The organism is Roseateles puraquae, assembly GCF_002205845.1.
Classification (GTDB): Bacteria; Pseudomonadota; Gammaproteobacteria; order Burkholderiales; family Burkholderiaceae_C; genus Pelomonas; species Pelomonas puraquae.
This window is the reverse complement of the sequence record NZ_NISI01000012.1, coordinates 14,276-28,358: the sequence shown is the minus strand read 5'-3', so window position 1 is coordinate 28,358 and position 14,083 is coordinate 14,276. Positions and strand designations below refer to the sequence as shown.

Annotated in this window: 11 protein-coding genes; 3 read left to right on the top strand and 8 right to left on the bottom strand. The window is 71.1% G+C overall.

Going from position 1 to position 14,083, the window contains the following annotated elements:
- Positions 1-20: 20 nt before the first annotated feature.
- Together CDO81_RS22450 and CDO81_RS22445 are read left to right on the top strand one after the other, a co-directional pair.
- Entirely contained in the window at positions 21-722 is a 702-nt protein-coding gene (locus tag CDO81_RS22450; protein WP_088485486.1) for a DUF8198 family protein, read from the top strand.
- Positions 723-787: 65 nt separating this feature from the next.
- Positions 788-2,542, top strand: coding sequence for a long-chain-fatty-acid--CoA ligase (locus CDO81_RS22445; RefSeq protein WP_088485485.1), 1,755 nt, complete (start codon positions 788-790; stop codon positions 2,540-2,542).
- A 214-nt stretch (positions 2,543-2,756) separates the two neighbouring features.
- On the opposite strand, the gene CDO81_RS22440 is transcribed toward CDO81_RS22445, so the two are convergent.
- From CDO81_RS22440 to purE, 4 genes are read right to left on the bottom strand one after another with little or no spacing between them, the layout of a single operon-like run.
- Complete coding sequence (locus CDO81_RS22440; protein ID WP_144397361.1) at positions 2,757-3,716, bottom strand: SGNH/GDSL hydrolase family protein; 960 nt, start codon at positions 3,714-3,716, stop codon at positions 2,757-2,759.
- Positions 3,717-3,739: 23 nt separating this feature from the next.
- Positions 3,740-4,726 carry an L-threonylcarbamoyladenylate synthase gene (locus CDO81_RS22435; RefSeq protein WP_088485483.1) on the bottom strand — a complete coding sequence of 329 codons (987 nt, stop codon included), beginning with the start codon at positions 4,724-4,726 and terminating at the stop codon, positions 3,740-3,742.
- Positions 4,726-5,889, bottom strand: coding sequence for a 5-(carboxyamino)imidazole ribonucleotide synthase (locus CDO81_RS22430; protein WP_088485482.1), 1,164 nt, complete (start codon positions 5,887-5,889; stop codon positions 4,726-4,728). The genes CDO81_RS22435 and CDO81_RS22430 overlap by 1 nt, the downstream gene beginning before the upstream one ends.
- Positions 5,889-6,353, bottom strand: a complete 465-nt coding sequence (gene purE / locus CDO81_RS22425) for a 5-(carboxyamino)imidazole ribonucleotide mutase (protein ID WP_088485589.1) — start codon at positions 6,351-6,353, stop codon at positions 5,889-5,891. Before purE ends, CDO81_RS22430 begins: the two co-directional genes overlap by 1 nt.
- A 126-nt stretch (positions 6,354-6,479) precedes the next feature.
- On the opposite strand from purE, the gene CDO81_RS22420 reads away from it, so the two are divergent.
- Positions 6,480-7,430, top strand: a complete 951-nt coding sequence (locus tag CDO81_RS22420) for a tetratricopeptide repeat protein (RefSeq protein WP_088485481.1) — start codon at positions 6,480-6,482, stop codon at positions 7,428-7,430.
- A 10-nt stretch (positions 7,431-7,440) separates the two neighbouring features.
- On the opposite strand, the gene CDO81_RS22415 is transcribed toward CDO81_RS22420, so the two are convergent.
- From CDO81_RS22415 to CDO81_RS29170, 4 genes are read right to left on the bottom strand one after another with little or no spacing between them, the layout of a single operon-like run.
- Positions 7,441-9,174, bottom strand: coding sequence for a serine/threonine protein kinase (locus CDO81_RS22415; protein WP_088485480.1), 1,734 nt, complete (start codon positions 9,172-9,174; stop codon positions 7,441-7,443).
- A gap of 54 nt (positions 9,175-9,228) precedes the next feature.
- Positions 9,229-10,368, bottom strand: a complete 1,140-nt coding sequence (locus CDO81_RS22410) for a hypothetical protein (RefSeq protein WP_088485479.1) — start codon at positions 10,366-10,368, stop codon at positions 9,229-9,231.
- Complete coding sequence (locus CDO81_RS22405) at positions 10,365-11,264, bottom strand: phosphoribosylaminoimidazolesuccinocarboxamide synthase (protein WP_088485478.1); 900 nt, start codon at positions 11,262-11,264, stop codon at positions 10,365-10,367. The genes CDO81_RS22410 and CDO81_RS22405 overlap by 4 nt, the downstream gene beginning before the upstream one ends.
- Positions 11,265-11,317: 53 nt before the next feature.
- Positions 11,318-14,005 (bottom strand): PAS domain S-box protein, encoded by a 2,688-nt coding sequence (locus tag CDO81_RS29170; protein ID WP_088485477.1) that lies wholly within the window; start codon positions 14,003-14,005, stop codon positions 11,318-11,320.
- Between the last annotated feature and the right edge of the window lie 78 nt (positions 14,006-14,083).

Here is a 14,083-nt window from a genome sequence, read left to right as displayed (position 1 = left end):
GCCAAAATGGGGCCTACCCCATGGACCCGCTGACCGCTGACTCCCTGCTGAACGAACTGCGCGCCGTCGACGCCGAGCGCGCCCGCCGCGCCGCCGAGCCAGAGCTCGACGCCCGGGTGCAGGCGCTCAAGGCCTACCAGCAACGGCGTTTCGCACAGACCTATGCCGACCTGCTGGCCCACCCGCGCTACCAGGCGGCGACGCGCTTCTTCCTGCAGGAGCTCTACGGCCCCGACGACTTCCGCCAGCGTGATGCGCAGTTCGCCCGCGTCATCCCGACGCTGACCCGGCTCTTCCCCGACGAAGTGATCGAGACCGTGGCCCGCCTGGCCCGCCTGCACGCCCTCTCCGAGCGACTGGACACCCGCATGGCCGAACGGCTCGACTCAGCGGACATCACGCCCGCACGCTATGCCGACGCCTGGCGCGCCTGCGGCGAGCCGGCCGCCCGGCAGCAGCAGATCGAACTCACCATGGCCGTGGGCGATGCGCTGGACCGTCTCACCCGCAAGCCGCTGCTGCGCCAGTCGCTGCGGCTGATGCGCGGCCCGGCGCAGCTTGCGGGGCTGGGGGCGCTGCAGAACTTTCTCGAATGCGGCTTCGACACCTTCCGCGCGATGCGTGGCGCAGCGGAGTTCCTGTCGACTGTGCGACAGCGCGAGGACGCCCTCGCACGCGGTTTGTTTCAAGCGGACGCCACAACCCTAGGGCAACTCCCCTAGCTTGAAGTAACCGGGCGAACCACCATCAACGGCTCCACGCGTTGCACGCCAGAAGGGCCCCGCCGATGACTGCCGTCCTTGCCGAAGAAGCCACCGCTGTCCCCGAGGCGACATCCGCCACCAAGCCCTGGCTGGCGAGCTACCCGGCTGGCGTCCCCGCCAGCATCGACACCGGCGTCTATCGCTCGCTGGTGCAATTGCTGGAAGAGGCTTTCCGCAAGCATGCCCAGCGCGACGCCGCCATCTGCATGGGCCAGCGCATGCGCTTCTCGGAGATCGACCAGCTCTCCCTGCAGCTCGGCGCCTGGCTGCAGGCCCAGGGCCTGAAGCAGGGCGACCGCGTCGCCATCATGATGCCCAACGTGCTGCAGTACGGCGTGGCCATCGCGGCCATCCTGCGCGCGGGCTTCGTGGTGGTGAACGTCAACCCGCTGTACACGCCGCGCGAACTGGAGCACCAGCTCAAGGACTCCGGCGCGCGGGCGATCGTCGTGCTGGAGAACTTCGCGCACACGCTGGAGGAGGTCATCGCCGCCACCGACGTGAAGCACGTCGTGCTGGCCTCGATGGGCGACCTGCTGAACTGGTGGAAGGGCCCGCTGATCAACTTTGCGGTGCGCCACCTCAAGAAGATGGTGCCGGAGTTCCGCCTGCCGGTGGGCGAAGGTCGCACGGTGGTGCGCTTCAACGAGGCGCTGCGCCACGGCGAGCGGCTCAACCTGAAGAAGCCCGAGCTCGGGCCGGACGACGTCGCCTTCCTGCAGTACACCGGCGGCACGACCGGGGTGTCCAAGGGCGCCACCCTCCTGCACCGCAACATCGTCGCCAACATCCTGCAGGTGGAGGCCTGGTTCCAGCCGATGCTGGCCAAGCTCCCCGGATTTGCCAGCGGGGACATGCAGTTCACCAACGTCTGCGCACTGCCGCTGTATCACATCTTCGCGCTGACGGCCTGCTTCATGCTGGGCGCACGGATGGGCCACCTCAACATCCTGGTGCCCAACCCGCGCGACATCCCCGGCTTCATCGAAACGCTGCGCGGCCACAAGATCCACATCTTCCCGGCCGTGAACACGCTGTTCAACGCGCTGGCCAACGAGCCGGGCTTCTCACGGCTTGATTTCTCCGAGCTCGTCATTTCCAACGGCGGTGGCATGGCCGTGCAGCAGGCCACGGCCGAGAAATGGCTCAAGGTCACCGGCTGCCCGGTGGTGGAGGGCTACGGCCTGTCGGAGACCTCGCCGGCCGCCACCATCAACCCGCTGGACCTGCGGGTGTTCAACGGCAGCATCGGCCTGCCGATCTCGTCCACCGAGATCGCCATCCGCGACGACGACGGCCGTGACGTGCCGCTGGGCGAGCGCGGCGAGATCTGCATCCGCGGCCCGCAGGTGATGGCCGGCTACTGGAAGCGCCCCGACGAGACCGCCAACGTCATGACCGCTGACGGCTTCTTCAAGAGCGGCGACATCGGCATCATGGACGCGACCGGCTATGTCCGCATCGTCGACCGCAAGAAGGACATGATCCTGGTCAGCGGCTTCAACGTGTACCCGACCGAGATCGAGCAGGTGGTGAACCTCTTCCCGGGCGTGCTCGAATGCGCCGCGGTGGGGGTGCCTGACGCCAAGTCGGGCGAGGCGGTCAAGCTCTTCGTGGTCAAGAGCGACCCGGCCCTGGCCGAGGAAGACCTCGCCACCTACTGCGCCCAGCAGATGACGGCCTACAAGCGCCCCAAGTTCATCGAGTTCCGCGACGAGCTGCCCAAAACCAACGTCGGCAAGATCCTGCGCCGCGAACTCCGTTCGAGCACCTCCTGACGCCGGCAACGGCCGCCTCGCAGGCGACAGCCCAAGCCCGCCGCAGGCCGGCCGCCTCTCCAGCAACTCGCGCTGATCCGGCTTTGCCGGGCAGCCGCGAGTGCCCCCTTGAGGGGGGTGAAGCCGGACAAGAAGAGCCCAGTGGGCTCTTGTTGCCTGCGCAACGACAAGGCCACTGGCCTTGGCACGGCGAAGCCGGTACGGGGTGGGACGTTCAGAACGGGTTGTTCTTGGCGCGCGACAGCACCAGCGTCCCGATGCGCTGCTGCGCCACCGGGCTGAGCAGGGTGTCGCCCGCCCACAGCCATTGCGTCGTGTTGGCGTCGGTCACCAGCGTGTTGGGCGTGCAGTCCTGCCGCGCGATATCGGTGCGGCAGGCGGCGTCGGTCACGTTGGTGTAGCCGAAGGCCGCCGGGAAGCGCGAGATCTGCTGCACGGTTTCGTCCACCAGCACCAGGCCCACCAGGCGGCCGTCGTTCAGCACGTTCAGCCGCAGCGCGGTATTGAAGGCCGTGCTCAGGTCGTTCAGGAAGACCGCGCGGTCGATGTCGGTCTGCTGCAGCTTTTCCTTCTGGGCGAAGGGCGTCAGGCCGACGTCGAAGATCGTGCTCACGACCACGCGGCCATTGGCGTTGGCGATGCGGTTGACCTGGTCAGCCAGCAGCCTGCCGCGGGCCTTGGCCTCGTTGATCAGGGAATCACGGCTTTGCTGCGGGAACTGGCGGTACAGCTCCAGGATGTCATTCACGCCGACCATGATGCCGACGATGTCCTTGGGGCCGAAGCGGTCGTTGGACAGATGCTGGTCGATCTTGTCGCGCACGTCGGCCACCTTGTAGCCATCGACCGTGTACATGATGCCCTGGGGCAGCGCGACGAAGTCGTTGTTGCACTGCGGATAGACGAAGCCGAAACCGCTCGCGAGCACCTGCGCCCAGTTGGGGTTGATGCGGCAGTCGATGAGCTGGGTGTCGGCGTTCAGGCCGTTCACGCCGTACTTCTTGCCGCTTTGCAGGATGGCCGCGCTCTCGTCGCCGAAGGCGATGACCCGCGTGGGCGAGAAGGGGTCGATCTGCTGGGTGCTGCCACCGCCGCAGCCCGCCAGCAGGGCGGCTGCCGCCACCGCGGCCAGGGCCAGGGTGCGCTTCAGATTCTGGGAGACAACACGTTGCATGACGATCAACTCAGGGACAAAACTCAATCGGTGAAGGCGGCGGCGGCCCGGCTCAGCCGGTCTCGCACACCGGCCCAGGCCGGATCGCGGGGCGGCGCCTCGACCCAGATTTCCCGGGCGCCGGCGGCGTCCAGCTCGCGCAGCACCGCAAACAGTTCGTGGGCGGCTGCCGCCGGGTCGGCCGGCATTGCCTGCCAGCGCCACGCCGGGAGCTGGGCGCGTGAATATACCGCCAGCCCTTCGAGACTCCCGCTGGCGCTCGCTGTGGCAAAACGTAAAGCCAGCGCCTCGGCATCCAGCAGCCGCACGCGGGCGCTGGGCGCGTAATGCGCGGCCAGCGTGCCCGAGGCCTTGGGCGCGGCAGCGTCGGGCGCCATCAGGGGCTCGCCCAGCACCGCTTCGATGCGCGACTGCGCCAGCAGGCCGGGGCGCAGCAGCGCCGGGCGGGCCCGGCTGCAGTCGACGATGGTGGACTCGATGCCCACATCGCAGGCACCGCCGTCCAGCACCATCAGCCCCGGGCCGAACTCCTCCACCACATGCCGGGCCTGGGTCGGGCTCACGCGGCCGAAGCGGTTCGCGCTCGGGGCGGCCAGGCCATCGACGCCGAGATCGCGGGCGGCCGCCATCACGGCGCGGGCAACCGGGTGGGCCGGCGAGCGCAAGGCCACCGTGGCGTGCCCACCGGCCGCGGCCTGGGCCACGCCCGCCTTGCGCGGCACGATGACGGTCAGCGGCCCTGGCCAGAAGGCGTCCATCAGCCGGCGCGCGGTGGTCGGCAGGTGATCGGCAAAGGTGTCGGCGGCGGCGGCGTCCAGCACATGGACGATCAGCGGGTGATCGCTCGGCCGCCCTTTGGCGGCAAAAATCTTGGCGACCGCGGCGTCCTGGTCGGCACGCGCCGCCAGGCCATAGACGGTCTCGGTCGGCAGGCCGAGCAGCTCGCCCTCGGCCAGGCAGCGGGCAGCGGCCTGGATGGCTTGCGGGTCATGACCAGGCAGGGCCAGCATCAGAAGTCGGTGGGCAGGCCGAGCAGCGCCGCCGCCTGCAACGCCACCGCATGCGCCGCCTCGGGCGTGTCGGCGGTGATGTTCAAGTGGCCCATCTTGCGGCCGTGCCGCGCTTCGGCCTTGCCGTACAGGTGCAGATGTGTGCCGGGCAGGGCCAGCAAGCGGTCCCAGGCCGGTGGCGTGGGACCGCCCTCGGCGGTGAACCACAGGTCGCCCAGCAGGTTGAGCATGACGGTCGCCGAGTGCTGCCGCGGCTCGGGCAGTGGCAGCCCGGCCAGGGCGCGCACCTGCAGTTCGAACTGCGACACGCTGGCGCCGTTCATCGTCCAGTGGCCGGAGTTGTGCGGGCGCGGTGCCATCTCGTTGACCACCAGCCGGCCGTCGTCCAGCCAGAAGAACTCGATGCACAGCACGCCGACGTAGGCCAGCGCCTGCGCCACCTGGCGGGCCGACGCGATGGCGAGGGTGGCCACCTCGGCCGGCACGTCGGGCGCCGGCACTTCGGTCACCGCCAGGATGCCGCCGCGGTGCAGGTTCTGCTGCACGGGGTAGGTCACCACCTGGCCATCGGCGCCGCGCGCCACCAGCACGCTCAGCTCGGCCTTCAGCGGCAGCATCTGCTCCAGCACGCAAGGCACGCGCTTGAGGTCGTTCCAGGCCTGGGCCAGTTCAGCGGCGGTTTTCACGCGCACCTGGCCCTTGCCGTCGTAGCCCATGCGGCTGGTCTTGAGGATGCCGGGCAGCAAGGCCGGGTCGACAGCGGCCAGCTCGATGTCGTTCGTGATGACGGCATGCGGCGCGCAGGGCACGCCGGCCGACTCGAAATGCGCCTTCTCGACCGCCCGGTCCTGGCAGACGGCCACGGCTGCCGCAGCGGGTGCCACCACGCGCATGCCGGCCAGGGTTTCGAGCGCCAGGGCGGGCACGTTCTCGAACTCGGTGGTGATGGCGTCGCAGTCGCGGGCCAGCTGGGCGAGGCCGAGGTGGTCGAGGTAGTCGGCCTGGATGTGCTTCTCGGCCACGGCTCCCGCCGGGCTGATGGCGTCGGGGTCGAGCACGATGCAGCGGTAGCCCATGGCCTGGGCGGCGTGCACGAACATGCGGCCGAGCTGGCCGCCACCGAGGACGCCGAGCGTCGCGGTGCCGGGAAGCAGCGGCGGCATCAGCGGAGTTCCTCGGTCATGGCCTGCGCGGCGGCCGTCTGGCGGGCGCGGAAGGCCTGCAGCTTGCCCAGCAGCGAGGCGTCGCCCGTGGCCAGCATGGCGACCGCGAACAGCGCCGCGTTGGCGGCACCGGCATTGCCGATGGCGAAGGTAGCCACCGGAATGCCCTTGGGCATCTGCACGATGCTGTGCAGCGAGTCGACGCCTTGCAGGTGCCGGCTGGCCACCGGCACGCCGAGCACGGGCACCGTGGTCTTGGCGGCGAGCATGCCCGGCAGGTGGGCCGCGCCGCCCGCGCCGGCAATGATGGCCTTCAGGCCCCGGCCGCTGGCGGCCTCGGCGTAGGCGAACATCTCGTCGGGCATGCGGTGGGCCGACACGACGCGCGCCTCGAAGGCGACACCGAACTCGGTCAGAATCTCGGCCGCCAGCTTCATCGTCTCCCAGTCGCTGCTGGAGCCCATGACGATGCCGATGACGGCGTCGGGGTTCTGGGGGGCTGGGGTGGACAAGGTCTCGCTCCGGGGCTCTGGAAAGCCTTGAATTGTAGAAGCCGAGACACCAACTGCCCCGACGACCACCTTGCAGCCATGATCGACATCACCCTCCAGAACTTCGAAGCCGAACTGATCGTCGCCTCCCAGCAGCGTCCCGTGCTGCTGGACATCTGGGCGCCGTGGTGCGGCCCCTGCCGCACGCTCGGCCCCATCCTGGAAAAGCTGGAGGTGGCCTACGCCGGTCGCTTCACGCTCGCCAAGCTCAACAGCGACGAGGTGCCCGAGATCGCCGGGCAGCTCAGCCAGATGTTCGGCGTGCGCTCGATACCGTTCTGCGTGATGTTCGCGGGCGGCCAGCCGGTGGACGGTTTCGTGGGCGCCCTGCCCGAGGCCCAGATCCGCGAGTTCCTGGACAAGCATGTGCCCGCCGGTGAAGAACTCGAAGCCGAGGCAGACCTCGCCGAAGCCCAGGAGTTGCTGGAAGACGGCGACCTGGAGTCGGCCCTGGGCAAGCTCGCCCACGCGGTGGAGCTCGACCCCGCCAACGATGCGGCCCGCTTCGACTACGTGAAGGCCCTGCTGGAGCTGGGGCTGCTGGCCGAAGCCCGCGAGGCCTTTGCCCCGGTGGCGGCCAAGGCGGCCGACACCCTGACGCCGGCCCCGCGCCTGGCGGCCCTGGCCACCTGGCTCACGGCCTTCGATGCTGCGGCGGGTGCCGATCCTGCCGCCCTGCAGGCCGCCATCGCCGCCAACAAGCGCGACTTCGACGCCCGCTTCACGCTCGCCCAGCTGCACCTGGCCAGCCAGCGCTTCACCGAGGCCATGGACGAGCTGCTGGAGATCATCATGCGCGACAAGACCTGGAACGGCGAAGCCGCGCGCAAGACCTACGTGGCCATCCTGGAGCTGCTGACCAAGCCCGCCCCGAAGCCGGCGGCTGAAGCCAAGACCGGCACGCTCGAAATCGCCGGCAAGGCCGCCGTCGTGCAGAGCGACCCGCTGATCGACAGCTACCGCCGCAAGCTGTCGATGGCACTCTTCTGAGCGGCAACCCTCAGGGGTTGTTGTTGTTGCGGCTGCTGCGGATGTCGCGCAGCCGCACGCAGTCGGGGTCGTCCCGGTAGATCGGCTTCTCGCACTGCCGGTCGATGCACCAGGCCCGCGCGAACAGCACGCGGCCCCCGCAGGCCTCGCTGGCCGTCTTGGGCTCGGCCGGCGGTGCGGGCTCGGGCGCCGGCTTGGGCGCCGCGCTGGCGGCCACAGACGCCGGAGCTTCGACAACCGCCGACGCCACCGGCCTGAACTCACCCGCCTTTTCGGTCAGGATGGGCTTGGGCTCGCGCCGGGCCACGGCGGGGCGGGGAGGCGGGCTCGCCGTGGGCACGGCGCCGCTGGCGGGTACCGCTGACGCCACCGGCACGACCGGGGCAGAAGCCGCCGCCACCTCGGGCGCACTCGCCGCCGCGTCGCTCATGGCTGCCGAGGCTGCGGGCGCGGAGGCCTCGGGCGCGGGCTGCGCCACCTCCAGACGCGCCGGGCGCGGGCGCAACTGCAGCGCGAAGACCCCCAGCAGCACCAGGGCCGCGACGCCACCGCCCAGGATCAACGGGCCGGACCCATAACGCCAGGGCGTCGGCGCGGCCGGCTTGGCCGTGGGCGAAGCCGGCGGCTTGGGCTTGCGGGGTTTCAGGACCCGCTGCGCCTCAGCCTTGGGCGGCGGTTCGGGCGCCCTCATTTGCGCCGCCAGCGCCTCCGGCAGCTCGAACTGGGAGGGCACGGCCTGCACGGTGTCGGCGAACTCCAGATCCAGCAGCTGCATCGGCGCCGGGGGCGGCGGTGGCGGCACCGGTGCGGGCCGCGGCGCCGCGGCCTGGGGCGCGGGCACCGGGGCGCGACCGTCCAGCACCTCGCGCCAGGCCGCCGCCGTCTGGGGCCGCTGGTGCGGCGGCACGCGCAACGCCCAGTCCAGGCCGGCCAGGAAGGCCGACTCGTAACCGGCCAGCGCCTGCGCAGCCAGGGGCTCGCATTCGTCGGTCATCGCACGGGCCGTGGCGGGCGGCGGCGGGCGGCCCGTCAGCAGTTCGTACATGACGGCCGCCAGCGCGTAGAAGTCGGTCCACGGCCCCTGGCGCAGCGTGGTGGCCTCGGCGTACTGCTCGATGGGCGCGAAGCTGGGCTTGAGGATGGCGGTGAACAACTGCGTTCGGTCACCGATGGCCTGGCGGGCCGCGCCGAAGTCCAGCAGGATGGGCGGGCCGCCATCCGCCGGCAGCAGGATGTTGTCCGGCGCCACGTCGCGGTGCCAGACCTGCTGGGCATGCAGGGTCTCCAGGCCGCCGAGCACCGCGTCGAAGATGCGCCTCAGCCAGGCGGCCGGCGGCGGCGTGGTCTGGGTGGTGCGGGCCTCGCGCAGGCTCTGGCCGCTCAGGCGCGGCATGGCCATGTAGGCGGTGCCGTTGGCCTCCCAGAAGCGGTAGACCTTCAGCAGCGACGGGTGATCGAAGCGCGCGAGCAGCTTGGCTTCATTGACGAAACTGCTGAGCCCCAGTTCGAAGGTCTCGCGCATGGAGGCCGCGCGCACCGACACATGGCTGCGCCCGTCGCGCGAGGCGAACTGGCTGGGCATGTATTCCTTGACCGCCACGTCGCGCTCCAGCGCGTGGTCGCGTGCCAGGTAGACGATGCCGAAGCCGCCCACCCCCAGCGTGCCGAGGATCTCCAGCTCGCCAAAGCGTGTGCCCACCGGCAAGGCGTTGGGCGTGGCGTCGTCGCGGGCGTCGGCGGTCATAGACCAATGAGCGTAACGCAGCCCAAGGCCGCCGAACGGCCGATAAAAGCGGGATCAGCGTGGCGGAGTACCCAAACCCGCGCTGCTCAAGCGGGCCGCCCAGAGTCGACGTTGGGCGGCGTCATCGGCCCAAGCCGCCTGGGCCGCGTCGCCGTGGCGGGCGGCCAGGCCGGCTTCGTTCAAGCGCGCATAGACCTGCGCCAGCCGGGCGTGCAGCGCGGCGCGTTCGTCGAGGTCGCAGTGGGGGGAGTCTTCGGCCAGCACCTCGACCGCGGCCTGGTCGGCCAGCGCGCGGGCGCGGGTGGTATCACCGGTGTTGGCCCAGCACCAGGCCAGGTCGGCCAGCAGGCTGCCGCCCGTACGGGCCAGGCCAGCGGCGATGGCCTCGGGCAGGTGTGCTTCGAGCAGCGCCGCCGCCGCGGCAAAGTCGCCCTGCACGGTGAGCAGCTGTGCGCGCAGCAACGGCGTCAGGTCGGCCCGCGCCGATCCGCCGACGGCATCGTCGAAATGCCCGATGGAATCGACCCCCAGCAACACGGCCGGTGCCTCACCGGGCTCGCCGGCCAGCGCCGCATGCCGGATGCGCAGCGCGCGCATCTGCATCTGGTTGTAGAGCAAGGCCGCGAGCGCGGCGTCGTCGCCATCGGCGCTGCCGGCGCGGCGCCCCCAGGCGTACCAGGACGACGCCGAGGCCTCGTCCTGGGCCAGGTCCCAGGCCATGCCCAGGGCGGAGGCCACGCGGCAGGCTGCACCGTTGTCGGCGGGCGCGGCGAGCACCGCGGTGGCATGCGTGACCAGGCTGTCGATGTCACGCTCGACGAAGGCCATCTGCGCCAGCCAGGCATCGCACATCGACTGCAAGCCCTTGAGACCCGCGGCAGCCGCCATCACGTGGGCGCGGCGAATGCGTTCACGCGCCCCGCCCCCGAAGGCGCTGAAGTAGGCCGTCAGGCCCTCCGCCAGGTGCAGCCAGGCGGCCAGGTCGACCCGCGGGTGCACCAGGGCACGCGCCTGCAGCCGGTTGAGTTCCTCACGGGCCTCCGCCTCGCGACCGTGGCGCAGCCACAGGATGGCGCGCTGTACCTGCAGCACCGCAGCACGCGCCGGCACGGCGGCGGCCGAGGCGATCTCGGCGTCGAGCTTCTGCGCCAGGCGGCTGCGCAGCTTCACGGGCGCCGCGGCACTCACGCTCATGCCGTCAGCCGCTGCAGGGCCTCTTCGTACTTCTGCACGGTGTTGGCGATCACCTCGGGCGGCAGGGCCGGCGCGGGCGCCTTCTTGCCCCAGGGCTGGCCGTCGATGCGCACGGCCTCCAGCCAGTCGCGCACGAACTGCTTGTCGTAGCTCGGCGGGTTGCTGCCCGGCGCGTAGCTTTCGACCGGCCAGTAGCGGGAGGAGTCGGGCGTCAGCACTTCGTCCATCAACGTGAGCGTGCCGTCGGCGTCCAGGCCGAACTCGAACTTGGTGTCGGCAATGATGATGCCCTTGGTGAGGGCGAAATCAGCCGCGCGCTGGTAGAGCTGGATGGAGATGTCCCGCACCCGGGCGGCCAGTTCGGGGCCGATGATGGCGGCCGCTTGCTCGAAGCTGATGTTCTCGTCGTGGTCGCCCATCTCGGCCTTGGTGGCGGGCGTGAAGATGGGCGTGGGCAGCTTGTCGGCATTGCGCAGGCCCGCGGGCAGGGCCACGCCACAGACGCTCTGCGTCTTCTGGTACTCGGCCCAGCCGCTGCCGGCGAGGTAGCCGCGCACCACGGCCTCGATGGGCAGGGGCTTGAGGCGCTTGACCAGCATGGCCCGGTCGCGGATCTGCTCGCGCTCGGCATCGGTCGCGACCGCGGCCAGCGGGTCGTCACCAGTCAGGTGGTTGGGCACGATGCCTTGCAGCTTGTCGAACCAGAACAGCGCCATCTTGGTGAGTAGCGCGCCCTTGCCGGGGATGGGCTCGCCCATGATGACGTCGAAGGCCGAGAGGCGGTCGCTGGCGACCATCAGGATGCGGTCCTCGCCCACCGCGTAGTTCTCGCGTACCTTGCCGCGGCCGAGCAGGGGGAGGGAAGGCAGGCGGGATTCGTACAGGGCTTGGGACATGACAGCTCAGCTCGGGCAGAAGCCCGCGATTCTAGAAGCCACCCCGCCCGGGCTCAGCCTGCCCCCTGGCGGCGAGCCACTCGGCCCGGCCGGGGCTGGCGAGCAGCCCGCAGCATCGCATCGCTCACCTCGGCCTGAGCCTGGTGGCCCTGGCCTTCGGCGATGGCGTGCGCGGACCGCGACAAGGCCTCGATCTCGTCCACCCCCAGCGCCAGCGCGCTCCAGACGATGACGGGCAGATCGGCCCAGCGCGGCTGGCGGCGCAACTCGTGCAGCACCTGGAAGCCGTCGATGCCCGGCATCATCAGGTCGAGCACCATGGCGGCCGGCTGCTGGGTGTCGAGCGCGGCGAGTGCGGCGGCGCCGCTGTGCACGGCGGTGCAGTCGATGCCGCTGGCCTGCAGTGCCGCGCACATAAGCTCGCGCGATGCGGCCTCGTCGTCCACGACGAGCACCGGGCGCCCGGGCACGAGCCGGTCGCGCAGTGGCACCAGCGCGCGCGCCAGTGCCGCACGGCGCAAGGGCTTGGCCAGCACGTCGGCCACGGGAAACGCCACGCCAGCGCCGGACGGCGGCGTCAGCGCCAGGGCCTTCACCGCCGCATGGCGCGACGGCCCCCCGCTGCGCAGGGCGTCCAGCAGCGCCAGGCCCGACGAGTCGGGCAGGCCCAGGTCGATGGCCAGCTCGGTGTAGCGCCGCACCCGCGCCAGGCGGAGCACCTCGGCCGCCGTGGCGGCGGTGTCGGCGGCCACGCCAGCCTGGGCCAGCTCCCGGGCGACGCCGTCACGCAGCGGATGGTCCCGCAGCGCGACGAGCTGCTGGTGGTCGGGGTGCGGCGCCGGTGCACCGGCCGTGGTGGCCTCGCGGGGCAGCACCGCGTAGAAGCGGCTGCCGCGGCCCGGGTCGCTGTACACACCCACGCGCCCGCCCTGGGCCTCCACGAGCCGCCGCGTGAGCGCCAGCCCCAGGCCCGTGCCCTGGTGGCGCTTGGACAGGCCATCGTCGAGCTGCTGAAACTCCACGAACAGCTGCCCCACGCGGTCGGCCGGGATGCCGATGCCGCTGTCCTCGACCTCCAGACGCCAGCGCTGCGGGCCCTCGCCCAACATGCGCAGCACCACCTGCCCGCCGGCGGGCGTGAACTTGATCGCGTTGGACAGGTAGTTCAGCAGCACCTGCTTGAGACGGGCCGGGTCGAGCACCAGGTCGCGCAGCTCGGGCGCGATGGAGGACCTCAGCGCGATGCCGCGCGGCGCGGCCAGCACGGCCATGGTGCTCATGACCTCGTCGACCAAGGCCGGCAGGTCCAGCGGCTCCGGGTGGAAGTCGAGCTTGCCGGCCTCGACCTTGGACAGGTCGAGCACGTCGTTGATCATGGCCAGCAGATGCCGGCCGCTGCTGGCGATGTGCTGCAGCCACTGCTGCTGGCGCGCAGGGTCGGCTGCATGGTCGTCACGGCTGAGGAGGTCGGAGAAGCCGATGATGGCGTTCAACGGCGTGCGCAGCTCGTGCGACATGTTGGCCAGGAACAGGCTCTTGAGCCGGCTGGACTCCTGCATGCGGCGGTTCTCGGCGGCCAGCCACACTGCCTGCTCGCGGGCCTGCTCGGCAGTCCGGGTGGCGGTGACGTCGGCCACGATGCCGACGAGTCTCGGCACCCCACCGTCGTCATGGCTGACGCGCGCGTCCAGGCGCAGCCAGTGCAGGCTGCCATCGGGCCACTGCACACGGAATTCGGAGTGCCACGGGGCGCTGCTGTCGGCCAGCGACTGCAGGCCGGCGGCCACGGCGGCGCGGTCGTCGGCATGCGCGGCGGCGATCAGCCGGTCACGGTCCCAGGGCTGGGCGGAATCGGTGATGCCGAAGCACTGGTCGTGCCGCCGCGAGCGATGGATGGCCCCGGTGTCCAGCGCCATCTCCCAGTCGCCCAGGCCGGCGGACTCCAGCGCGAAGCGCAGCCGCGCCTCGCTCTGCCGCAGGGCGGTCTCGATCTGGCGCTGGTGTGTGAGGTCTCGAGCCGACTTGACGCCGCCAATCACCCGGCCCGCCGGATCGCGCAGCGGCGACACCTGCACGGAAATATCCAGCCGCCGCCCGTCCTTGGCCACCCGCACCGTGCGGAATGGCGGCACCTGCTGCCCCTGGGCAAGCCTGGCCAGGATGTGCATCTCCTCGGCCTCGCGCTCAGGCGGCAGCAGCATCTGCACCGGCTGGCCGACGGCCTCCTTCGCGGTGTAGCCGAACATGCGCTCGGCCGCAGCGTTCCAGTTGGTGATGCGGCCGTCCAGCGTCTTCACGACGATGGCATCAGCCGAGGACTCCACCACCGCCGCCAGGCGGCGCGCCTCGGCCTCGACCTCGCCGAGGCGTCCCATGTCCTGCAGCTGGCTGTCGGTGGCGCCCTGGGCCAGCAGTCGCGGCAGGCGCGGCATCAGCCGCCACGTGGCGCCGGCCATCAGGGCGGCGCCTGCGGCCGTGACCAGCCCCGCCCAGCTGCGGACGGCCCCGTCGGGCTGCCACACGGCCCAGATGTCCGCCCCCTGGGCCAGGGCCACCAGCAGCGCCGCACTGCTGAGCAGCCAACCGGCCGCATCCAGCGGCTGGCGTCGCAGCAGGCGCCACAGGCCCAGCGGCAGGCCCAGGCAGACCAGGCCGATGCCGAGGTCAGCAGCCGTCCAGGCCCACTGCAGGCTTGATTGCAGGCCCGCGGCGTCGAGTGCCGCGCCGTGCATTGCATCCATCTTGCACTCCCCTACCCCAGTCTTGTGGAGTTATGAGGTGCATTGTGATCCTCCCACCGCAGCGGCGGGTGGCTGTTG

Bases quoted from the DNA above. Each gene is read 5' to 3' on its own strand.
- CDO81_RS22450 (WP_088485486.1), top strand. From the start codon at position 21: ATGGACCCGCTGACCGCTGACTCCCTGCTGAACGAACTGCGCGCCGTC.
- CDO81_RS22430 (WP_088485482.1), bottom strand. From the start codon at position 5,889: ATGCCGCCGCTGCTTCCCGGCACCGCGACGCTCGGCGTCCTCGGTGGC.
- CDO81_RS22420 (WP_088485481.1), top strand. From the start codon at position 6,480: ATGATCGACATCACCCTCCAGAACTTCGAAGCCGAACTGATCGTCGCC.
- CDO81_RS22415 (WP_088485480.1), bottom strand. From the start codon at position 9,174: ATGACCGCCGACGCCCGCGACGACGCCACGCCCAACGCCTTGCCGGTG.
- CDO81_RS22445 (WP_088485485.1), top strand. From the start codon at position 788: ATGACTGCCGTCCTTGCCGAAGAAGCCACCGCTGTCCCCGAGGCGACA.
- CDO81_RS22435 (WP_088485483.1), bottom strand. From the start codon at position 4,726: ATGCTGGCCCTGCCTGGTCATGACCCGCAAGCCATCCAGGCCGCTGCC.
- CDO81_RS22405 (WP_088485478.1), bottom strand. From the start codon at position 11,264: ATGTCCCAAGCCCTGTACGAATCCCGCCTGCCTTCCCTCCCCCTGCTC.
- CDO81_RS29170 (WP_088485477.1), bottom strand. From the start codon at position 14,005: ATGGATGCAATGCACGGCGCGGCACTCGACGCCGCGGGCCTGCAATCA.
- CDO81_RS22440 (WP_144397361.1), bottom strand. From the start codon at position 3,716: ATGCAACGTGTTGTCTCCCAGAATCTGAAGCGCACCCTGGCCCTGGCC.
- CDO81_RS22410 (WP_088485479.1), bottom strand. From the start codon at position 10,368: ATGAGCGTGAGTGCCGCGGCGCCCGTGAAGCTGCGCAGCCGCCTGGCG.
- purE (WP_088485589.1), bottom strand. From the start codon at position 6,353: ATGGGCTCCAGCAGCGACTGGGAGACGATGAAGCTGGCGGCCGAGATT.